Genomic DNA, 20,385 nt, shown 5'->3' on the forward strand with positions numbered 1-20,385 from the left:
GGCGTCCTCGACCTTCCCTTAACCGTCCCCGGTGCATGATCCCCGGATGTGCGGGCCCGTGCCCGCGCCTCGGAACAGACGGTCGGGATTATGGGCATTCGTCTCTGGACGGAAAGACTGAAGGCGTTCTTCGAGGATCGGCGCGGCAATGTCGCGCTGATCTTCGGCCTCAGCCTGCCGGTCATGGTGCTGATGACGGTCGGCGGGGTGGACATCCACCGGGCCTCGACCGTTCGCGTTAACCTCCAGGATGCGCTGGATGCCTCGGCTCTGGCGGCCGCGCGCTCGCCCTATACGGACCCGGCAGACATCCAGCGCGTCGGCATGGATGCGCTGCGGGCCAATCTGACCAACTATCCGAACATCATCCTGCGCGAGGACAAGACGACCTTCGTCCTGACCGAAGATCAGGTGGTGGTGGCCGACGGATCGGTCGATGTGAAGGCGCTGGTCGCCAACATCTTCCTGCCGCCCTACGGCCAGTTCATGGACGACTATCTGCCGGTCGGCGCCCATTCCGAGGTCAACCGCTCGTCCAAGAACCTGGAAGTGTCGCTGGTGCTGGACATCACCGGTTCGATGTCCGGCACCCGTATCGCGGACCTCAAGGCGGCGGCCAAGGATCTGGTGACCATGATCGTCCAGGACCAGCAGACCCCTTACTATTCCAAGGTCGCGATCGTACCCTATTCAATGGGCGTCAATCTGGGCAGCTGGGTGAATTCGGCGCGCGGCGCCCCTGTCGGACACCTGAACATCACGGATGCGGCATGGGCCGAGGGCTCATGGAAGTCGATCTCGGACATCACCCGGGCCAGTCCGGGTGTGATAACCGCCAACAACCATGGCTTCTCGACCGGCGACTACGTCTGGATCGAGGACGTCGAGGGCATGCACCAGATCAACGACCGGGTCTATCGAGTGGTGCGAATCAACAACAACCGCTTTTCACTCGAGTACTGGGCGGGCTGGGGGTGGGCGACCCTGAATACCCGCGGGGGGGACGGCTACAGCAAATATGACGACGACGGACGCGTCCGCAAGTGCGTGGAGTCCGACTGTTCGGTGATCATCACCACGGCATCGAACCATGGTCTTTCCGACGGTGACACTGTCTATATTACCAACGTCGGGGGCATGACGCAGATCAACAACACGGGCTATGAAGTCCGCCGCATCAGTGCCGATCGCTATTCAATCGGGGTGAATGGGGCGAGCTGGGGCAGTTACACCTATAATGGCCGCTCCTGGTGTGGCCAGTACGGCTGTCAGTGGCGGGTGTTCCGCAATCGCCATAACCAGTTGCGCTGGTTTGAGGCCTCGTCCTGCGTGGCTGAACGCACGGGGCCCCAAGCTTACACGGACGCGTTGACCAATTCTGCGGCCCGGGCCCAGTTCAACTATTCAGGCACATCCAGCAACCGGTGCCCCACCGACTCGATCATTCCCCTGTCAAGCGACCGCGAGGGGCTGAAGACCGCCATCGACGACTTCAGAGTTGCGGGTTCGACCGCTGGTCAAATCGGCACGGCGTGGGGCTGGTATACGGTATCGCCTAACTTCAACAGCCTGTGGCCGGCAAGCGCGGCAGCGCCCTATGGCGACGACGATACGCTGAAGGCCGTGATCATCATGACCGACGGGGAGTTCAATACGCCCTATTGCTCGGGCGTCATCGGCGCGGATGCCGGGTCCGGATCGGGCAGCACCTATGACCACATCGGCTGCAGCTCGACCAATGGCGATCCGTTCGAACAGACCCTGTCCTTGTGCGCGGGGATGAAGGCCCAGGGGGTCATCGTCTACACCGTCGGCTTCCAGGTGGCGTCCGGCGGCGGAGCCGAGCGCGTGATCCAGAATTGCGCGTCCAGCAGCAGCCATGTCTATCTGCCCGCCAGCGGGGCCGACCTGTCCGAAGCCTTCAAGGCTATCGGCCGCGACATCACCCGGTTGAGAATCTCGAAGTAGAGGCGCTATCGCTCGCCGCGCGGCGGCTCGCTGCCTGAGCGCAGAGTCTTCGCGCTACCGCTCGCCGCACGGCGGCTCGCTGCCTGAGCGCGAGCTCAGATCAGCCGGATTTCCTTCAGGCGTTCGGTGAGGAAATCCTCGGCCATGATGGCCTTGCCTTCATAGCGGTCCGGGTTGTCGGGCGTGATGGTCGACGGCAGGGTCTCGATCACGAAATCCGGGTTGAAATGCAGGAAGAAGGGCATGGAATAGCGGGCGAACCGGCTGCGCTCGGGTGACGGATTGATCACGCGGTGGCTGGTCGACGGCAGGACGTGGTTGGTCAGCCGCTGCAGCATGTCGCCGATATTGACGACCAGGGCGCCCGGCGGCGGGGCGATGTCCAGCCAGCTGCCGTCCTTTTCCTTGAGCTGCAGGCCCGCTTCTTCGGCACCCAGCAGCAGGGTGATGACATTGATGTCTTCATGCGCGCCGGCGCGCACACCCGCGGGCTCTCCGGTCACGGGCGGATAGTGCAACAGGCGCAGCACGCTGTTGCCCAACTGGACCTTGTCCTCGAAATAGTCGTCGCCGAGGCCGAGGTGCCGGGCGATGGCGCGCAGGATGCGGGCGCCGAGCGCATCCATGGCCTCGAACAGCCCATACAGATGGTCTCGGAAGCCCTCGACTTCGGTCGGCCACAGATTGTCGCGCATGTACTGGCGATAAGGGTGGCCCTCGGGCAGTTCACGGCCGACGTGCCAGAACTCCTTGAGATCGACCGCTGCCGCACCCTTGGCCGCCTCGACGCCGAACGGGGTCAGGCCGCGTGCGCCGCCGGTGCCGGGCAGGTGGTAAGCGCGCTTCACACCTTCGGGCAGGGCAAAGAAGGCCTTGGCATCGTTGAGGGCGCCGTCGATCACGGCCTGCTCCAGCCCGTGGTCGGCGATCACGGCAAAGCCATAGCGCTCGAACGACCCGCCGAGGGCGTCGGCGAAGGCCTGGAAGTCGCGGTCGTACAGCGACATCGACACGGGCGTAATGCCGCGCGCCGAGAGGTCGGTCGAGGAGGACGAGGGGGCAGGTTCGGCGGTCACGGCATCATCCGGTCAGGCAAATGGATCAGGAACAGGCTGATACGCCCTGACAGCCGTGGATGGCAAACGGATGGCAGCGCCGTTCACATACGATACAGGATGGAACCTTCACCGTAAGGCTCGCGTTACCCCGATCACCAAGACATCAACAGGACGACCATCATGCGCACCAAGATCATCATGACCAGTGCCGCCATCGCCACCCTCATCGGGGCTTCGGCCTGCACCACCACCGACCCCTACCGGTCGAATGGACCGCGCAACAACACCGCAACTGGCGCCATCGCCGGCGCCGTCGGCGGGGCCCTTCTGGGCTATCTGACCAACACCTCGGACGGTGAACAGGGCCGCAAGAACGCCCTGATCGGCGCCGGGGTTGGCGCACTCGCCGGCGCGGCTGTCGGCCAGTACATGGACCGCCAGCAACGCGCCATGGAAGAGCAACTGTCCGGTACAGGCGTCGGCGTTGTTCGCCAGGGCGACAACCTCGTGCTGCGCATGCCGTCGGATGTGACCTTCGGCTCGAACCAGGCCAGCCTGCAGCCCAGCTTCTACGCCGTGCTGGATGATGTGGCCGCCGTGCTGCAACAGTACGACCGCTCGGTGATCGACGTGATCGGTCACGCCGACTCTGACGGGGCTGCCGACTACAACCTCGACCTGTCGCGTCGCCGTGCCTCGACTGTAGCCGGCTACCTGGTGGACCGCGGCATCATGCCCGAGCGCTTCTATGTCGACGGCCGTGGCGAAAGCGCCCCGATCGCCTCGAACGACACGGCCGCCGGCAAGGCCCAGAATCGTCGCGTGGAAATCCTGATCCGCCCCTTCGAGGGCTGATCCCACCCGATTACTGAGACAGAAAAGGCGGGTCCCGCACCGGGATCCGCCTTTTTTATCGACTCGCGTTCGCCAAGGGGTTGCGATTCCTGCCCGGCCTGTGCTTTGGCTGGGGCAGGGTTAACCGGGGGTGGCCGTGGATCCGGACAATCGGGAATGGCTGGAAGGCGCAAGGCTGATCTCGATCGGCGTGGTCGCCGCCGTCGTATCGGCCGGCCTGGTCATCGGCTTCGGGCGGGCCGTCATCACCGATGAAGCCGATCGCCCGGTGGCCCGCGCCGAAATCCTGATCTCCGCCTCGACTCGCTGACGGATCCCGTCAACCCCGGACTTGATCAGGCCCGGCCGATCGAGGTGTAGCGGAAGCCTCTGGCGCGCATGTCCTCGGGCCGATAGATGTTACGCAGGTCGACGATCACCGGCTGGCGCACCAGCGACTTGAGGCGGTCCAGATCGAGCGCGCGGAACGGGTCCCATTCGGTGACGATCACCACGACATCGGCGTCCTTGACGGCGTCATAGGGCCCATCGCGGAAATCGACGCCGTCCAGCAGGGCCTTGGCCTCATGCATGCCCTCGGGGTCGAAGGCCTGCACCTTGGCCCCCGCCGCGATCAGGGCCGGCACCAGGTCCAGCGCCGGGGAATCGCGCATGTCGTCGGTATTGGGCTTGAACGTCAGGCCCAGCATGGCAACCGTCTTGCCGTTGAGGTCGCCGTCAGCGGCAGCCGAGACGCGTTTGGCCATGGCCTTCTTGCGGGCATCGTTGACCTCAACCGTGGTCTCGACCAGCCGCACAGGGCTGCCCGCATCGACGGCCGTTCGCACCAGCGCGAGCGTATCTTTCGGAAAGCACGAGCCGCCATAGCCCGGGCCGGCGTGCAGGAATTTCGACCCGATCCGGTTGTCCAGACCAATGCCGCGCGCGACCTGCTGAACATCGGCGCCGACCGCCTCGCACAAATCGGCCATCTCGTTGATGAAGGTGATCTTCATGGCGAGGAAGGCGTTGGCCGCATACTTGATCAGTTCCGACGTGCGACGGCCCACGAACAGCAGCGGCGACTCATTCAGGTTCAGCGGACGATACAGCTCGTTCATCACCGCTACGGCGCGCTCATCGTCCGTGCCGACCACCACGCGATCCGGGCGTTTGAAGTCACCGATGGCCGCCCCCTCGCGCAAGAATTCGGGGTTGGAGACCACGGCGAACTCGGCATCAGGCCGGCGTTCGCGGATAATCCTCTCGATCTCGTCACCGGTGCCGACCGGCACGGTCGATTTGGTGACCACCACCGTGAAGCCGTCGATCAGATCGGCGATCTCCTTGGCGGCCTCATAGACATAGGTTAGGTCGGCGTGGCCGTCGCCGCGACGAGAGGGCGTGCCCACGGCAATGAAGACCGCGTCGGCCTGACGGATGGCCTCGGCGCCATCAATGGCGAAGAACAGGCGGCCTTCCTCGACATTCTTGGCGACCAGGGTCTCCAGTCCGGGCTCATAGATGGGCATGACGCCCTGCTCCAGCCGCTCGATCTTGGAGGCGTCCTTGTCGACGCAGGTCACCACATGGCCGAAGTCGGCAAAGCAGGCTCCGGACACCAGGCCCACATATCCCGTCCCGATCATTGCCACGCGCATGCCGTATCCCTTCCGGTGTTTCGCGAACTGTCGCCGCCCCGATAGCCCGCCGGGTTCAGGTTGAACAAGCCCCCGGGTCGTCCGGCGGCTGGTTCATGGGCTGGCTTTGCGATGGTGCCGGCATGAAAGTCCCCGGACGGCTCAGGGACTGAACCGTCCGGCCGGTCGTATCAGGCGGCCGCCTTCTGACCGCTGAACTTGCCGTAGAAGGTCTCGCCCTTGGCGGCCATGTCACGCAGCAGCTGCGGCGGGCTGAAGCGGTCGCCGTATTTGGCGGCATAGGCATCGGCCTGTTCGACGAACGCCTTCAGGCCGTACTGGTCGATGTAGGTGATCGGACCGCCGGTCCAGGGTGCGAAGCCCCAGGCCAGGATGGCGCCGACGTCGGCCTCGCGCGGGTCGTCGATGACGCCCTCTTCCCAGCAGCGGGCGACCTCGACCGCCTGACGGAACAGCAGGCGGCGCTTCTGGTCCTCGACCATTTCGGGCGTAGAGTCATCGACCTTGACCGGAGCCAGATCGGCCAGACCCGACCAGATCACCTTGGGCTTCTGGTCATAGTCATAGAAGCCCTTGCCGTTCTTGCGGCCATAGCGGCCCAGATCCTCGACCATTTTGCGGACGATCTCGGAACCCGGCAGCGGCTGATAGGCGTCGCCCAGATCCTCAGCGGTCTGTTTGGCGATCTTGACCGACAGGTCGAGCGCCACGTCGTCATGCATTTCCAGCGGGCCACGCGGCATGCCGGTCATGCGACCGATGTTGTCGATCAGGATCGGCGAGATGCCCTCTTCCAGCATGGCCATGCCCTCGGCGACATAGGTGCCGAAGCAGCGCGAGGTGTAGAAGCCACGGCCATCGTTGACGACGATCGGGGTCTTCTTGATCTTCATCACATAGTCGAGCGATTTGGCGATCGCGGCCTTGCCGGTCTTTTCGCCGAGGATGATCTCGACCAGCATCATCTTGTCGACCGGCGAGAAGAAATGGATGCCGATGAAGTCCTCGGGGCGCACCGACGCCTCGGCCAGACCGGTGATCGGCAGGGTCGAGGTGTTGGAGCCGAAGATGGCACCCGGCTCCAGCTGGGCCTCGGCGCGTTTGGTCACATCGGCCTTGATCTCGCGATTTTCGAACACGGCCTCGATGACCAGGTCAGATCCCTTGATGTGGTCATAGTCGGTCGTGGCCGTGACCGACGCCAGCAGGGCGTCGAACTTGTCCTGGGTCAGCTGACCGCGCGACAGGCGCTTTTTCAGCAGCTCCTCGACGTGGGCCTTGCCCTTGTCGGCGGCGTCCTGGTCGCGGTCGATCAGGATGGTCTCGATGCCGGCCATGGCGTTCACATAGGCGATGCCGGCGCCCATCATGCCGGCGCCCAGGACCGTGACCTTCTTGGGGTCCGACTTCGGCACATCGGCGGGACGCAGCGCGCCCTTGTCCAGTTCCTGTTTCGACAGGAACAGGCTGCGGATCATACCTTGGGCCTGGGGGGTCATCAGGGTCTTGATGAAGTAGCGGGTCTCGACCCGCAGGGCGGCGTCCATGGGCAGCTGCACACCCTCATAGACGGCCTTCATCAGGTTCATGGCGGCGGGATAGTTGCCGTAGGTCTGCTTCTTCAGCATGGCATTGCCGACCAGGAAGTTCTGGATACCCGCCGGATGATAGGGGCCGCCGCCCGGCAGTTTGAAGCCCTTGTCGTCCCACGGCTGGGTGGCCTTGCCGCCGCCCTTGACCCAGGCCTTGGCGGCCTCGATCTCGGTGCCGACCGGCACGACCTCATGCACCATGCCGGCGCCCTTGGCGTCATTCGGGCGGAAGGACTTGCCCTCGGTCATGGCCATCATCGCCGCCTGCACGCCGATCAGGCGCGTCAGGCGCTGGGTGCCGCCACCGCCGGGGAACAGGCCGACCTTGATCTCGGGCAGGCCCAGCTGGATCTTCGGGCTGTCGCCAACCACGCGGTAGTGACAGGCCAGCGTCAGTTCCAGTCCGCCGCCCAGCGCCAGACCGTTGATGGCCGCCGCGACCGGTTTGCCGCAGGTCTCAAGCGCGCGCAGCGCTCCGTTCAGCCGCCAGCCGGCATCAAACGCATCCTGCAGCGAGCCGCCGGTCAGCATGCCCGCGGCCATGTCGCCCAGGTCCGCGCCGGCGCAGAAGCCCGAGCTCTTGCCCGAGGTCAGGACCGCACCCTTGATGGCGTCGTCGGATTTCACCCGTTCGACCCATTCGGGGATTTCCTGCATGACCTTGCCGGTCAGGGTGTTCATCGACCTCCCGGGGACGTCGAAGGTGATCAGGGCGATGCCGTCGGCATCAACGTCGATCTTGAAGTTTTCCATGGTCAATCTCTCCCGGATCAAACGCGTTCGATGACGGTGGCGGTGCCCATGCCGCCGCCGATGCACAGGGTGGCCAGCGCCGTGGTCTTGTCCGAGCGTTCCAGCTCGTCCAGCACGGTGCCGAGGATCATGGCCCCGGTGGCGCCCAGCGGGTGGCCCATGGCGATGGCACCGCCGCAGACGTTGATCTTGTCGTGATCGATATCGAGCGCCTGCATGTAGCGCAGCACCACGGCCGCAAAGGCCTCGTTCAGCTCATAGAGGTCGATGTCGGTCGACTTCATGCCCAGCTTGCCGAGCAGCTTGTTGGTCACGAACTCGGGCCCGGTCAGCATGATCGAGGGCTCCGAGCCGATCGAGGCGGCGCCGACAATGCGGGCGCGGGGCTTGAGGCCCAGCGCCTTGCCGGCTTCCAGCGTGCCGATCAGCACCCCGGCCGAGCCGTCAACGATGCCCGAGCTGTTGCCCGGGGTGTGGACGTGATTGACGCGCGCCACCTCGGGGTAGCGCTGCTGGATCACGGCGTCGAAGGCCATGTCGCCCATCATCTGGAACGAGGGGTTGAGCCCGCCCAGCGTCTGCATGTCGGTGTTGGGACGGATGGTCTCGTCGTGGTTGAGGATGGTCAGGCCAAGCTGATCCTTGACCGGCACGACCGAGCCCTTGAACCGGCCCTCGGCCCACGACCGGGCGGCGCGCTTGTGGCTCTCGACCGAATAGGCGTCGACGTCGGCGCGCGAGAAGCCCCATTTGGAGGCGATCATGTCGGCCGAAACGCCTTGCGGCACGAAATAGGTCTTGAAGGCCGAGGTCGGATCGACCGGCCAGGCCCCGCCGTCCGAGCCCATGGGCACGCGGCTCATGGCCTCGATGCCGCCGCCGACGGCCATGTCGGCCTCGCCGGACTTGACCTTGGCCGCCGCCATGTTCACGGCCTCAAGGCCCGAGGCGCAGAAGCGGTTGACCTGGACGCCCGCCGTGGTCTCGGCCCAGCCGGCGTTCATCACGGCCGTGCGGGCGATGTCGGCGCCCTGCTCGCCCACGGGCGAGACGCAGCCGAGGATGACGTCATCGACCTTCGACGTATCCAGCCCGTTCCGGTCACGCAGGGCTTCCAGCACCTGGGTGGCCAGCGACAGGGCGGTGATTTCGTGAAGGCTGCCGTCCTTCTTGCCCTTGCCGCGCGGCGTGCGGACGGCGTCGTAGATATAGGCCTCGGTCATGGGCTGTCTCTCTTTTGCTGGCCCTATCGCTCCGCCCGCGGGGCGTCGCTACGTGAGGGCGAGTTCGGAATCGAAACGTGGGCGTCAGAAACCCTACGTTTACGTCAACGTCAAGTAACAATGCGGCGACGGCCGTCCTCCGCGAAGGGGACGACCGTCGAAACGTCTGTGCCTTCAGGGGCGGTAAAGCCGGACCAGCTTGCCGTTCGACTCATCGGTGATGGCCCAGACTGCGCCGTCGGGCCCGACCGCCACATCGCGGATGCGGTCGCCCAGATCGGTCAGCAGCCGCTCCTCGCCGACCACGCGGCCGTCGTCGATCACCAGCCGGGCGATGTGCTTTTGCCCTAGGGCCGCGACCAGAAGATTGCCCTGCCAGCCAGGGAACATGGCCCCGTCGTAGAGGGTCATGCCGCCGGGCGCGATCACCGGATCCCAGTAATAGACGGGCTGTTCGATATCCTCGCGGGCGGTGACGCCCTCGCCGACCGCACCACCGCGATATTCGACCCCGTAGGTCACTTCGGGCCAACCATAGTTGAGGCCGGCACTCGCCCGATTGATTTCATCGCCGCCGCGCGGGCCGTGCTCGACCGACCAGACCGCGCCGTCTTCGGCAATCGTGATGCCCTGCGGATTGCGGTGGCCATAGGTCCAGATCTCGGGCTGAGCTCCGGCCTGGCCGACGAAGGGGTTGTCCTCGGGGACGGTGCCGTCGGCATTGATGCGGATGGTCTTGCCGTAGTGCGAGCCCAGGTCCTGGGCCTGATCCCGCACGGCAGCGTCGGACCGCTCGCCCACAGTGATGAACAGCTTGCCGTCCGGCGCAAACGCCAGCGAGGAGCCATAGTGTTTGTCGCCGTCATAGCTGGGCAGGGCCCGGAAGATCACCTGCACATTCTCGACGCGGGTACCGTCCGCCGACATTGCGCCGCGCGCCACCGCTGTGCCATTGCCGCCGTCGCGCGGCTCGGCATAGCTCCAGTAGATCATGCGATCACTGGCAAAGTCGGGGCCCGTCACGATATCCAGCAGACCGCCCTGCCCCCGCGCATCGACGTCGGGCAGGCCCGCGATTGGCTCACCCACTTGACCGTCGGCCGTAATGATCCGCAGGCGGCCCGGGCGTTCGGTGACCAGCCAGTTGCCATCAGGCATGAGCGCCATGCCCCAGGGTTCGACCAGACCATCCGCCACCACCGTGTGACTGAGCTGGCCTTCGGTCACGACGCCGGGCGCCCGGGTCTGGTTCTCGAAGGCCGGCTGCTGGTCCGGGGCATTTGCGGGCCGGGTCTCGACAGGGTCGCCCGGCTCGGCAGGGCTGGCGCCGACCGTGCCGGTGACATTGCAGGCGGCCATCAGAACAGCGAGCGAGGCGGCTGCCATCAAACGACCGGCGTGCGAGGCCTTGCGACGGAGGGGGGCTGCGGAAGAGGGCATGTCAAATCCTGGGTCAGAGCGGAAACGAGGCTTCACCATAATACGTTCGCGGGCAGGCGCTGTTCCGAAAAGGAGACGCTTGAACCCGGACCGTCAGGCCTATATAGCGACGCGTCTCGCGAAGGCCGATCCTATTGGCCCCGCGATCCGGTGATTCCGGGCTGGGTAGCTCAGCTGGTTAGAGCGGTGGATTCATAACCCACAGGTCGGCGGTTCAAGTCCGCCTCCAGCCACCATCATCTTCTGAAGGCAGGGCGGTTCAGAGACCGCGACAGGTCTGGCGGACGCGCATGGCCATCTGACGGTCGCCTTCCTCCAGCGCCATGGCGCGAGCTTCCCGGCAGCGGCCCAGATCGACCAGGGCGCCGACCCGATAGGCCAGATCGACCCTTTCGGCGCCGTGCCGCTCCACCAGTGACTGCTCGCTGAGGGCCGCATCCATGCGCGCGCTCTCGCTTTCGTACAGGAAAAGGTACTGGCCCTGGGTCAGTCGGCCTGTGGGCGCACCGACCCGTCCGGTCGACGGTCCCCATATCTGCGGGCGCGCACCGCTTCCGGCGCCCCCCGTGCTCTGGGCCGAGGCCGATCCGGCCATGACCAGCGCAGCCAGCCCAGCAAACCCCGCCACGAAATAACGCGTCTGCATGTCAACCTCCCGTTCCCGAGCGGGAATGAGAACACCCGAACATTGATATTTGCAACCTCTGCCATTGGCCCGACGTTCTGGACGCATCATCCATCCGGAAGGGACTCCCTCATGATCAAACGCACTCTGACGATCGTCGCCGCCGCTTCGGCCTTCGCCCTCGGCATGGCCGCCTGTACCGAGGCCGAGCAGCAAGAGACCGAAGCCAACGCCGAACAGGCCGGTGACGCCATCGGTGACGCCGCGGCCGAAGCCGGTGAGGTGATCGAGTCCGGCGCCATGAGCGCGGCCAATGCGATCGAGGAAGGCGCCGGCAACCTCGCCAACGAGCTTGAGGAAAATCAGGCTGAAGCCGCTGCTGAGGGTCGCGAAGGCGCGGTCAATCCTGCCACCGGCGAACGCGTCGAATAGGCCTCAGGACTCTGCCAGAAGGGCGTCGACCAGGGCCCGGGCTTCGGCACTGGCCCAGTCGGCCTCGCCCGCAAAGGTCGCACGGATACGCCCCTGACGGTCCAACAGGATCGTCTGGGGCATCTTGCCCGATTCCGGGAAGAGGAACGGCAGTCGGAAGCTCTTGTCCGAATAGAAGGGCAGCGGCTCGTGCACATCGAGGAAGCTCTTGGCATCGGCGATGGCGTCATCGCCCGAGTCGACGTTGATCGGCAGGACCAGCAGGTCCGTGCCCTGATAGGCCGAGGCCAGGGTGGCGAGCGTCGGCATCTCCGTCCGGCACGGGGCGCACCACATGGCCCACAGATTGACCACCACCACCTTGCCCCGGAAGTCGGCAAAGCTGGCGGCCTCGCCCTCGCGGTCGACAAAACCGTAGTCCGGAGCGGGCACGAGGTCGGCCGGCGCAGACAGGCGCGTCAGGGGGCCCTTGGCATAGACCGACAGTTCGCTTTGCGCGGGACCGGCCGCGTCGGCAGCGGTCGCGCCTTTGGACCCCGGGACAATATGCGGATATAGCAACACGCCACCGGCGATCAGGGCGACCAGAACCGCCGCGCCGATGGCCAGAGCCGTCTTCACAGAACCCTTGATATCCGAGCCTAACGCCATGTCCCGGCCTACATCTCCTGACGTCGTTTCCCCCGCATCCGGAGCGACTTCGGAAAAGACCCTATGGGGTGGACGCTTTTCCGCCAAGCCTGATGCGGTGATGCAGGCCATCAATGTGTCAATTGGCGTCGATCAGCGCCTGTGGCCGCAGGATCTGGCCGGGTCGCGCGCCCATTGTCGCATGCTGGCCGAGCGCAAGATCATCTCGGCCGAGGCGGCAGAGGCGATTCTGGGCGGACTGGACACCATCGAGTCCGAGATCACGAACGGCAGTTTCCCCTTCCGGGACCAGTACGAAGACATCCACATGAACGTCGAGGCGCGCCTGGCCGAGCTGATCGGCGAGGCCTCGGGCCGACTGCACACCGCGCGCAGCCGCAACGACCAGGTGGCGACCGACTTCCGACTGTGGGTGCGGGAAGCCTGTGACCACACCGTGGGCCAGCTGGAGGCGCTGCAGTCTGCCCTGCTGGACAAGGCCGAGCCCCATGCCGACGACTTGATGCCGGGCTTTACCCATCTGCAGCCGGCCCAGCCGGTGACCTTTGGCCACCATCTGATGGCCTATGTCGAGATGTTCGGACGGGACGCCTCGCGCTTTGCCGATGCCCGGGCACGCATGAATGAGAGCCCGCTGGGCGCCGCGGCGCTGGCGGGGTCGCCCTTCCCCATCGACCGGCAGATGACCGCAAGAGCGCTCGGCTTCGACCGGCCCATGGCGAACTCGCTGGACGCCGTGTCCGACCGGGACTTTGCGCTGGAGAGCCTGGCCGCCGCCAGCATCTGTGCCGGACACCTGTCGCGTCTGGCCGAAGAGATCGTCATCTGGATGACGCCGCAGTTCGGCTTTGTCACCCTGCCGGACCATCTGACGACCGGCTCGTCGATCATGCCGCAGAAGCGCAACCCGGACGCCGCCGAACTGGTGCGCGCCAAGACGGGCCGGATCATGGGCTCGCTGGTCGCGCTGTCGACCGTCATGAAGGGCCTGCCACTGGCCTATTCCAAGGACATGCAGGAGGACAAGCCGCCGGTGTTCGAGGCGTTCGACGCGCTGGATCTGGCGTTGGTGGCCATGACCGCCATGGTCGCGGCCCTGAAGCCGGACACCGGACGCATGCGGGCCGCGGCCGGTTCAGGCTTTTCCACCGCGACCGATCTGGCCGACTGGGTGGTGCGCGAACTGGACCTGCCCTTCCGTCAGGCGCACCACATCACCGGCGCGGCGGTCAAGCGGGCCGAGGCCCTGGGCGTGGACCTGGCGCAACTGCCGCTGGATGAACTGACCGCAATCGAGCCCGGAATCACCTCCGAGGTTTACAAGGTGCTGTCGCCTGAGGCTTCCTGTGACAGTCGCCGCAGCTATGGTGGCACGGCGCCGGAGCAGGTCCGCGCGCGCATCGCCGAATGGAAGACGCGACTGTCATGACCGTTTCGAACCGCATTGCCATTCTGGGGCTGGCCAGCCTGATGCTGGCCGGGACCGCCGCCTGTGGCCGGATGGCCGATCTGGAAGCCCCGCCCGAGCGTCGCACCGAGCGCGGCATGCGCGATGCCGGCGCCCCCAATCTGGACGAACCGGCGACGGTCAACCGGCCCTCAACCCAGCAGCCAATCGACGGCGGACCGAGCAATCCCTATTCGGGCGGCGGCAGCCCGCTTTCCTGACCATCTGAGGTCGCCCTCCTCCCCGAGACGACGTGGACCATTTTCGCTACATCGACGGCGCTCTCCATGCGGAAGGCGTGCCGCTGGTCGCCCTTGCAGATGAGGTCGGCACGCCGGCCTATGTCTATTCGACCGCGACGCTGAGCCGGCACTATCAGGTGTTCCGCGAGGCCTTGCAGGCGCAGGGACCCGCCCTTGGCCGGTCGCTGATCGCCTTTGCGGTCAAGGCCAACAGCAATCTGTCGGTGCTGGCGACGCTGGGGCGGCTGGGCGCGGGGGCCGATACCGTCTCGGAGGGCGAAATCCGACGCGCGCTGGCAGCGGGCATTCCGGCCGATCGCATCATCTTCTCGGGCGTGGGCAAGACCGACGCGGAGCTGGCCTTTGCCCTTGAGACCGGCGTGCGTCAGATCAATGTCGAGTCCGGCCCGGAGCTGGAGCGGCTGGAGCGGATTGCTGAGGCCGTCGGCATTCGGCCTGACATCGCCATCCGGGTGAACCCGGGCGTCGGCGCAGGCGGGCATGCCAAGATCACGACAGGCGGCGGGGGCGACAAGTTCGGCGTGCCGGTCGAGGAGGCGCTGTCCCTCTATGCCCGCGCGGCCGCGAACGGACGGGTGCGGCCCGTGGGCCTGGCCTGTCATATCGGGAGCCAGATTCTGGACCTTGCCCCCCTGCGAGATGCCTTCGGCGTGCTGGCGGACATGACCCGTCGGCTACGCGCGGACGTCCATTCCGTCCGGGTTCTGGACCTCGGCGGAGGCCTAGGCGTGCCCTATGAGCCGGGGCTGACACCGCCCGACCCCGCGACCTATGCGGCCATGGTCGGCAAGGCGATGGCGGGGCTGGACGTGGACACCGTCTTCGAGCCCGGGCGTCTGCTGGTCGCCAATGCCGGGGTGCTGCTGGCCCGGGTCATTCATGTGAATGTGCGGCCGGACGGGCGGCGCTTTCTGGTGCTGGATGCCGCCATGAACGACCTGATGCGGCCGGCGCTGTACGACGCCTTCCACCCGCTTTTGCCGGTGACGGATGAGGGCCGGGCCGAGGGCCTGTATGACGTCGTCGGACCGGTCTGCGAAACCGGGGACACCTTTGCCCGCGACCGGCTCCTGCCCGAGCTCAGGGCTGGAGACCTTGTCGCCTTCAAGGGCGCCGGGGCCTATGGGGCCGCCATGGCCAGTGAATACAACAGCCGCCCGCTGGTGCCCGAAGTGCTGGTGGACGGTGACCGCTTCGCCGTGGTTCGCCCCCGCCCGGACTATGCGGCCATGCTCGAGCGCGAGACCGTCGCGCCCTGGCTGGCGGACTGACGCCTCAGTCCAGGGTGCAGATGTCGGGCAGGCCACGCCAGGCGCCGCCGTGGTCGAGGCCATAGCCGACCAGAAAGCGGTTGGGGGCCTCCCAGCCGACGAAGTCCGGTTCCGGCGCGCGCGGCAGGGGCCAGGGTTTACGCGCAAAGACAGCGGTCAGCACCTCGGCGGCGCCGGCCTCGCGGACCAGCCGGACCGATTCCGCCAGCGACAGGCCGGTGTCGAACACATCATCGAGGATCAGCACCTTGCGGCCCTCGACCGAACGCTGCAGCGGCGCGCGCACCTCGATCCGGCCCTTGCTCTCCTTGCCGTCACCGTACGAGGCCAGCCACAGGGCATCGAAGCGTAGATGGCGATCCTGGCGGGCCAGCGCCCGGGTCAGATCGGCGGCGAACCACAGCCCCCCGGTCAACAACACCACGGCCACGGTCTCGTCATCTACATGGGGGGCGATGCGCTGCGCCAGATCCTCGACCACAGCGGCCACGCCGGCCTGATCGAGCAGGACAGACGGGGCGGGACGGTCGGAGGAGGGATCGGCCATGCGGGGCCGATAACGCCTAATGGGTGGCGCTGTCGAGCGGTACGGCCGCGACGGGCGTCAGTTCTGCCGGCATGTCCGAGGTCAAGGCCCGCGCGGGCCGTAGCGACGGGGCCGCCTCGGACGCCGCTCCGGGGGCCGTCTCGTGAGCGGTCGAGACGGGGTGGGCGGACGCCTCCGCTTCATGACCTGCGGGCGCCGCAAGGTCTGCGGGCGTTTCCTCGCGAGCGGGGGGTCGCTGGACCGGAACCGGGGCGGGCGGGGCGTCCAGCACAAAGTCGACGCCGACGCCGGTGGCCTTTCCGCCCGGATCCGCGAGAACGACGGCAAAGCCGGACACCTGGCCCGGCAGGACGGGCGCGCCATCCGTGCGGACCACCGCATGGGCGATCTCGGCACCGTGGTCGTCCAGCAGGGCGACCCGTATGGCAGGCGCGACGATCTCGCGGTCACGGACATTGCGCAGCGCCCCCGACACCATGACCTTGTCCGGGGTTTCGGGCAGGGCGCGAGCGCCGACGGCCTCGAACTCCAGCCCGGTGACGTTCACCGGCATGCCGACGGCGGCATAGGCAACCGCGGTGCGCGGAAGGATATCAACCACCTCGACCCGGAACAGCCACGCCCCGGCGAGGAGGCCGAGGAAGATGCTGGCCACGCCGGCCCAGACCGCGCCATGCACAGCGGCGCGGCGCGTGCGACGGGCGGTTTCGGCGCGCGCCCGGTAGGCCTTGGGCAGTTCGGGGGCCGGGGTTTCCGCCAGGCTCTCCCGCGCCGGGGCCGGGGTCTCAACCGGTGCCGGGGCGGTCGCCACCGGAACGGCCTCGGCCTCGAGCTCGAGCGGTTCGTCTGGCATGGCGTGCCAGCTGTGGGCACAGGACTGGCAGCGCACGGTGCGTCCCCGATCCCCCAGAGCGGTATCCGGCACGAAATAGCTGGTGGCGCAGGCAGGGCAGGTCAGTATCATGGGCGATGACCGCAAGGCATGCCGCGTTGCGCCCCCCGGAGCGACCCCGCGCCCCGTTGACCCCTATCCCGGCTTCCCTGACCTGTATTCGATGTGACCCGCACGATCGCCGCCTCTGACATGTCCAGCCCGACCGATGGCCCCCGAGGCGAAGCCGGCTGGCCGGTGCGCCTGAGAGGCGTGACGTTCGGCCACGCCGGACACCCCGACCTGTTGCGGGGTATCGATCTCACTGTGACGACGGGCTCTTTCAACTTCCTTACTGGGCGGTCAGGAGCGGGCAAGAGTCTGCTGATCGGGATGATGGCCGGGCTGGTCCGGCCGGACGACGGCCAGGTCGTCCTGTTCGGGCAGGATCGGGCGCAGCTGCGCGGGCGTGAGGCCCGGGCGCTGAGACGCCGGATCGGCCTGATCGCCCAGGACGACCCGCTGCTGGCGCACATGAGCGTCGCCGACAGCCTGGCCGTGACCCTGCGCGTGACCGCCGAAGACCCCCGGGGGCGCGCGGCGGATCTGGCGGCTATGCTGGACTTCGTTGGCCTGTCCGACATGGCCGACCGCCCTGCGGGCACGCTGTCGCGCGCCGAGCGGCGACTGGTGGCGCTGGCGCGAGCGATGATGACGGGCCCCGAGCTGATCCTGGCGGATGAACCGCTGGCCGGGCTGGACGCGGCCTCGGCCAAACGCATGCTGGGCCTGCTGCGGACCCTGAACCGGCAGGGCGCGACCGTAATCATGACCCGCGACGGCGACGGGCCGGGCGCGGAGGTCCGCAAGGGCGACCGGCGGCTGCACCTCGAGGCCGGTCGCCTGGTCGAGCCGGAGCGGACGCGATGAGGCGCCCTGCCCTGTTGATCGGGCCGGAGCTTTGGCCGAACGGCGGCGCGACCCGGCGGCTGGGTCTGGTCGTGCTGACCGTGCTGAGCCTGCTGACGGCGCTGGCCCTGCTGGCCCATGTGGGTGCCAGCCGCGCGGCGGGCGACTGGGCCAGCGCGGTGAGCCGCGAGGCCACCGCCCTGATTCGCCCCCGGGCCGACGAGAGCGGGGCAACCGCTGCCGCGCGTGCCGCCGAGGCCCTGGCCGGAGTGCGCGGCGTGCAAGAAGCCGTGGCGCTGGAGCGTGCGGAGGCCGAGGCCCTGTTGCGGCCCTGGCTGGGCGAGGCGGATCTGGCGACCCTGCCCCTGCCCCAGCTGGTGCGGCTGAGGCTGGACCCGGCCGAGCCCGCCAGCGCCATCAGCCTGAACCGGGCCCTCGCCGAGGCCGGCGTCGACGGGACGGTCGACGACCACAGCCTGTGGCGCGAGGACTTCACCGCCGCCGCGCGCGGGGTGCGCGATCTGACGCTGCTGGCCGTGCTGGTCGCCGGCCTGCTGACCGCCACCGCCATCGTGCTGAGCGCGCGGCAGGCGGTTGAGAGCCGGTCGGGCGTGCTGCAGGCCCTGCGGCTGGCGGGGGCCGACGACCCTGCGTTGACCTTCCTCGCCCAGTGGCATCTGGGGCGGGACGCGGCGCTGGCCGGGGCGGTCGGGGCGGGGCTGGCCCTGCTGGCCGGGCTGGGGCTGGCGCTGGCGCCCTTGACGGGCACGCTGGGCCGGGTCTTTCCGCTGATCCTCACCGATCTGGTATGGCTGGCGCCCCTGCCCCTGGTGACGGCGGTGGTGGCCGTGGTGGCCGCGCGGCTGTCCATCCGTCTTTGGCTTGGCAGGGCGCAGGCCGGGGGCTAGTTAAGGACGATGCGGTATCTGGCCCTCCTCGCCATTCTCGTCCTTGTCTGGCTGGTCGGGCTGTTCGCCTTCGCCGACCGGGTGCGGAGTTATAGCCCGGCGGATGATCCCGCCCGGGCGGACGGAATCGTCGTCCTGACCGGCCCGTCATCGACCCGGGTCGATGCCGCCGTGCGCCTGCTGGAGAACGGCAAGGGCGACCGGTTGCTGATCTCGGGCGTCAACCGCCAGGTGCAGAAGGCCGAGCTGAAGGCCGTGACCCCCGGCTCAAACCGGCTGTTCGCCTGCTGCGTCGACCTGGGGTTCGAGGCCGAGAACACCATGGGCAATGCCCGCGAGATCGGCCGCTGGGCCCGGGCCAACGGCTATGACAGCCTGATCGTGGTGACCTCGGACTATCACATGCCGCGCAGCCTGGTGGAGATCCGCAGCGCCCTGCCCGGCGTCGAGCTGACCCCCTATGCCGTCAAGACGCCCGAGCTGGACGACCGGGGCTGGTGGCGGGCGGCGGTCACAGCCCGGCGTATGACACTGGAATATATGAAGTATCTGACCGTCATGGTGCGCGAGGGCGTGCGGCGCATCAGCGGCGACCGCTCGGCCGACGCGGTCCAGGGCGTGGCCGAGGAAGCCGCGAAGAAGGCCCGCGAGTGACCACGCTGCGGTCCCTGATCTTTGTCGCCTGGCTGTATCTGTCGATGGCGATCTTTGCCCTGTTCATGTCGCCGGTGCTGGTGTTCGGGCGGGACCCCTCGATGGTCGTGATCCGCATGTGGGGCGCCTTTGTGCTGTTCGGCCTGCGCTGGATCTGTGGCGTGCGGGTCGAGGTCAGGGGTCTTGAGCACCGGCCCTCGGGCCCCGCCCTGATCGCCGGCAAGCATCAGGGCATGCTGGATGTGATCGCCCCCTTCACCTTCCTTCCCGACCCCTGTTACATCATGAAGAAGGAGCTGATTGTGCTGCCCTTCTTCGGCTGGTTCGCGGCGCGGACCAATATGATTGCCATCGACCGCTCGGCCCATTCCGCCGCCCTCAAGGGCATGGTCCGGCAGGCCCGCACCCGCTTCGCCGAGGGGCGGCAGATCCTGATCTTCCCCGAGGGCACCCGCACCGCCCCCGGCGCCTCGCCCGATTACAAGCCCGGCATCGCCGCCCTGTACCGCGACCTGGACAGCCCCTGCGTGCCCATGGCCACCAATGCGGGCCAGCACTGGCCGGCCCACGGCTTCCGCCGGACGCCCGGCACCGTGGTCTATGAGTTCCTGCCCGCCATCCCCGCCGGGCTGAAGCGCGACGCCTTCATGGCGCGGCTGGAGGCCGAACTTGAAGCGGCCTCGACGAAGCTGCTGGGGTAACGGCGGCTGGGCCTTTCGCCCCCTCCACCCCTCCGGGGTCCCCCTCCCCCGTGAACGGGGGAGGATCATGCCCGCTTCGCCACGACCACGGCGCGGTCCAGCGCCTGCAGAAAGGCCGAGCGGTCGCGCGGGCCGAACGGCGGCGGGCCGGACGTCGCCACCCCCATGCCGCGCAGATGCTCGCCCACCATCCGCCCGGCCAGGGCCGAGCCGATCGAGTCGGGCGTGAAGGCCGAGCCATTGGGCCTGAGCGCCTGGGCCCCGGCCTTGAGACAGCGGTCGGCCAGCGGGATGTCGCTGGTCACCACGATATCGCCCGGCCCCGCCCGCTCGGCGATCCAGTCATCGGCGACATCCGGCCCGGCCTCGACCACCACCTGTTCGATGAAGGGCGCGCGGCGCGTGTTGATCCAGCCGTTCGACACGACGATGGCCTTGAACCCGACTCGCTCGGCCACGCGGAAACACTCGTCCTTCACGGGGCAGGCGTCGGCGTCGATGAAGAGGGTGTGCATGGGGAAAAGATCGTCTGAATAGTCTGAATGGTCTGAAATCGGGGTCGGGCGGCGGGAATTCA

Annotated in this window: 21 protein-coding genes and 1 tRNA gene; 12 read left to right on the forward strand and 10 right to left on the reverse strand. The window is 67.4% G+C overall.

What is annotated here, in order from left to right; translation table 11 throughout:
- Window positions 1-90: 90 nt before the first annotated feature.
- Window positions 91-1,968, forward strand: coding sequence for a TadE/TadG family type IV pilus assembly protein (locus EG854_RS11310; protein WP_164462016.1), 1,878 nt, complete (start codon window positions 91-93; stop codon window positions 1,966-1,968).
- Window positions 1,969-2,063: 95 nt separating this feature from the next.
- On the opposite strand, the gene EG854_RS11315 is transcribed toward EG854_RS11310, so the two are convergent.
- On the reverse strand, window positions 2,064-2,975 hold the full coding sequence (locus EG854_RS11315; protein WP_123288344.1) for an isopenicillin N synthase family dioxygenase: 912 nt from the start codon (window positions 2,973-2,975) through the stop codon (window positions 2,064-2,066).
- A 231-nt stretch (window positions 2,976-3,206) separates the two neighbouring features.
- Here EG854_RS11315 and EG854_RS11320 point away from each other — a divergent pair, with 231 nt between their 5' ends.
- Together EG854_RS11320 and EG854_RS11325 are read left to right on the forward strand one after the other, a co-directional pair.
- Window positions 3,207-3,881: a YiaD family glycine zipper/OmpA-like lipoprotein gene (locus EG854_RS11320; protein ID WP_123288241.1), complete on the forward strand. Its 675-nt coding sequence runs from the start codon at window positions 3,207-3,209 to the stop codon at window positions 3,879-3,881.
- 136 nt (window positions 3,882-4,017) lie between these two features.
- Window positions 4,018-4,191 (forward strand): hypothetical protein, encoded by a 174-nt coding sequence (locus tag EG854_RS11325; protein ID WP_164462017.1) that lies wholly within the window; start codon window positions 4,018-4,020, stop codon window positions 4,189-4,191.
- 25 nt (window positions 4,192-4,216) lie between these two features.
- Here EG854_RS11325 and EG854_RS11330 read toward each other — a convergent pair whose 3' ends face one another.
- The 4 genes from EG854_RS11330 to EG854_RS11345 all read right to left on the reverse strand — a co-directional run bounded on the left by EG854_RS11330 (window position 4,217) and on the right by EG854_RS11345 (window position 10,529).
- Complete coding sequence (locus EG854_RS11330; protein WP_123288243.1) at window positions 4,217-5,521, reverse strand: UDP-glucose dehydrogenase family protein; 1,305 nt, start codon at window positions 5,519-5,521, stop codon at window positions 4,217-4,219.
- 170 nt (window positions 5,522-5,691) lie between these two features.
- Entirely contained in the window at window positions 5,692-7,866 is a 2,175-nt protein-coding gene (locus EG854_RS11335; RefSeq protein ID WP_123288244.1) for a 3-hydroxyacyl-CoA dehydrogenase NAD-binding domain-containing protein, read from the reverse strand.
- Between the two features lie 17 nt (window positions 7,867-7,883).
- On the reverse strand, window positions 7,884-9,089 hold the full coding sequence (locus tag EG854_RS11340; RefSeq protein WP_123288245.1) for an acetyl-CoA C-acetyltransferase: 1,206 nt from the start codon (window positions 9,087-9,089) through the stop codon (window positions 7,884-7,886).
- Window positions 9,090-9,263: 174 nt separating this feature from the next.
- On the reverse strand, window positions 9,264-10,529 hold the full coding sequence (locus EG854_RS11345; protein ID WP_206423405.1) for a PQQ-dependent sugar dehydrogenase: 1,266 nt from the start codon (window positions 10,527-10,529) through the stop codon (window positions 9,264-9,266).
- Window positions 10,530-10,688: 159 nt separating this feature from the next.
- Here EG854_RS11345 and EG854_RS11350 point away from each other — a divergent pair.
- A tRNA-Met gene (locus EG854_RS11350) sits at window positions 10,689-10,765 on the forward strand.
- 23 nt (window positions 10,766-10,788) lie between these two features.
- Here the strand turns inward: EG854_RS11350 and EG854_RS11355 are convergent.
- Window positions 10,789-11,175 (reverse strand): hypothetical protein, encoded by a 387-nt coding sequence (locus tag EG854_RS11355; RefSeq protein ID WP_123288247.1) that lies wholly within the window; start codon window positions 11,173-11,175, stop codon window positions 10,789-10,791.
- A gap of 111 nt (window positions 11,176-11,286) precedes the next feature.
- Here EG854_RS11355 and EG854_RS11360 point away from each other — a divergent pair, with 111 nt between their 5' ends.
- Window positions 11,287-11,586 carry a hypothetical protein gene (locus EG854_RS11360; protein ID WP_123288248.1) on the forward strand — a complete coding sequence of 100 codons (300 nt, stop codon included), beginning with the start codon at window positions 11,287-11,289 and terminating at the stop codon, window positions 11,584-11,586.
- Between the two features lie 3 nt (window positions 11,587-11,589).
- Here the strand turns inward: EG854_RS11360 and EG854_RS11365 are convergent, their stop codons facing one another.
- Window positions 11,590-12,207 (reverse strand): TlpA family protein disulfide reductase, encoded by a 618-nt coding sequence (locus EG854_RS11365; RefSeq protein ID WP_241153245.1) that lies wholly within the window; start codon window positions 12,205-12,207, stop codon window positions 11,590-11,592.
- Between the two features lie 28 nt (window positions 12,208-12,235).
- Here EG854_RS11365 and argH point away from each other — a divergent pair, with 28 nt between their 5' ends.
- From argH to lysA, 3 genes are read left to right on the forward strand one after another with little or no spacing between them, the layout of a single operon-like run.
- The gene (gene argH, locus EG854_RS11370; RefSeq protein ID WP_123288250.1) at window positions 12,236-13,666 is read left to right on the forward strand and encodes an argininosuccinate lyase; all 1,431 of its coding nucleotides are present in this window, start codon (window positions 12,236-12,238) and stop codon (window positions 13,664-13,666) included.
- Window positions 13,663-13,905, forward strand: coding sequence for a hypothetical protein (locus EG854_RS11375; protein WP_123288251.1), 243 nt, complete (start codon window positions 13,663-13,665; stop codon window positions 13,903-13,905). Before argH ends, EG854_RS11375 begins: the two co-directional genes overlap by 4 nt.
- A gap of 32 nt (window positions 13,906-13,937) precedes the next feature.
- Complete coding sequence (lysA, locus tag EG854_RS11380; protein WP_123288252.1) at window positions 13,938-15,218, forward strand: diaminopimelate decarboxylase; 1,281 nt, start codon at window positions 13,938-13,940, stop codon at window positions 15,216-15,218.
- Between the two features lie 4 nt (window positions 15,219-15,222).
- Here lysA and EG854_RS11385 read toward each other — a convergent pair whose 3' ends face one another.
- Together EG854_RS11385 and EG854_RS11390 are read right to left on the reverse strand one after the other, a co-directional pair.
- Window positions 15,223-15,765 carry a phosphoribosyltransferase gene (locus EG854_RS11385; RefSeq protein WP_123288253.1) on the reverse strand — a complete coding sequence of 181 codons (543 nt, stop codon included), beginning with the start codon at window positions 15,763-15,765 and terminating at the stop codon, window positions 15,223-15,225.
- Between the two features lie 16 nt (window positions 15,766-15,781).
- Entirely contained in the window at window positions 15,782-16,729 is a 948-nt protein-coding gene (locus EG854_RS11390; RefSeq protein ID WP_206423406.1) for an MJ0042-type zinc finger domain-containing protein, read from the reverse strand.
- Window positions 16,730-16,822: 93 nt separating this feature from the next.
- Between EG854_RS11390 and EG854_RS11395 the strand changes: the two genes are divergently transcribed.
- From EG854_RS11395 to EG854_RS11410, 4 genes are read left to right on the forward strand one after another with little or no spacing between them, the layout of a single operon-like run.
- Complete coding sequence (locus EG854_RS11395) at window positions 16,823-17,566, forward strand: cell division ATP-binding protein FtsE (RefSeq protein WP_123288254.1); 744 nt, start codon at window positions 16,823-16,825, stop codon at window positions 17,564-17,566.
- Window positions 17,563-18,453 carry a cell division FtsX domain-containing protein gene (locus tag EG854_RS11400; RefSeq protein ID WP_164462018.1) on the forward strand — a complete coding sequence of 297 codons (891 nt, stop codon included), beginning with the start codon at window positions 17,563-17,565 and terminating at the stop codon, window positions 18,451-18,453. The genes EG854_RS11395 and EG854_RS11400 overlap by 4 nt, the downstream gene beginning before the upstream one ends.
- Window positions 18,454-18,462: 9 nt before the next feature.
- Complete coding sequence (locus EG854_RS11405) at window positions 18,463-19,107, forward strand: YdcF family protein (RefSeq protein WP_123288256.1); 645 nt, start codon at window positions 18,463-18,465, stop codon at window positions 19,105-19,107.
- Window positions 19,104-19,808: a lysophospholipid acyltransferase family protein gene (locus EG854_RS11410; protein ID WP_123288257.1), complete on the forward strand. Its 705-nt coding sequence runs from the start codon at window positions 19,104-19,106 to the stop codon at window positions 19,806-19,808. Before EG854_RS11405 ends, EG854_RS11410 begins: the two co-directional genes overlap by 4 nt.
- A gap of 65 nt (window positions 19,809-19,873) precedes the next feature.
- Here EG854_RS11410 and EG854_RS11415 read toward each other — a convergent pair whose 3' ends face one another.
- A complete protein-coding gene (locus EG854_RS11415) occupies window positions 19,874-20,323 on the reverse strand; it encodes a YaiI/YqxD family protein (RefSeq protein WP_123288258.1) in 450 nt (149 codons plus the stop codon).
- Window positions 20,324-20,385 lie beyond the last annotated feature (62 nt).

The sequence above is a fragment of the Brevundimonas halotolerans genome (genome assembly GCF_003730275.1).
GTDB classification, from domain to species: Bacteria; Pseudomonadota; Alphaproteobacteria; order Caulobacterales; family Caulobacteraceae; genus Brevundimonas; species Brevundimonas halotolerans.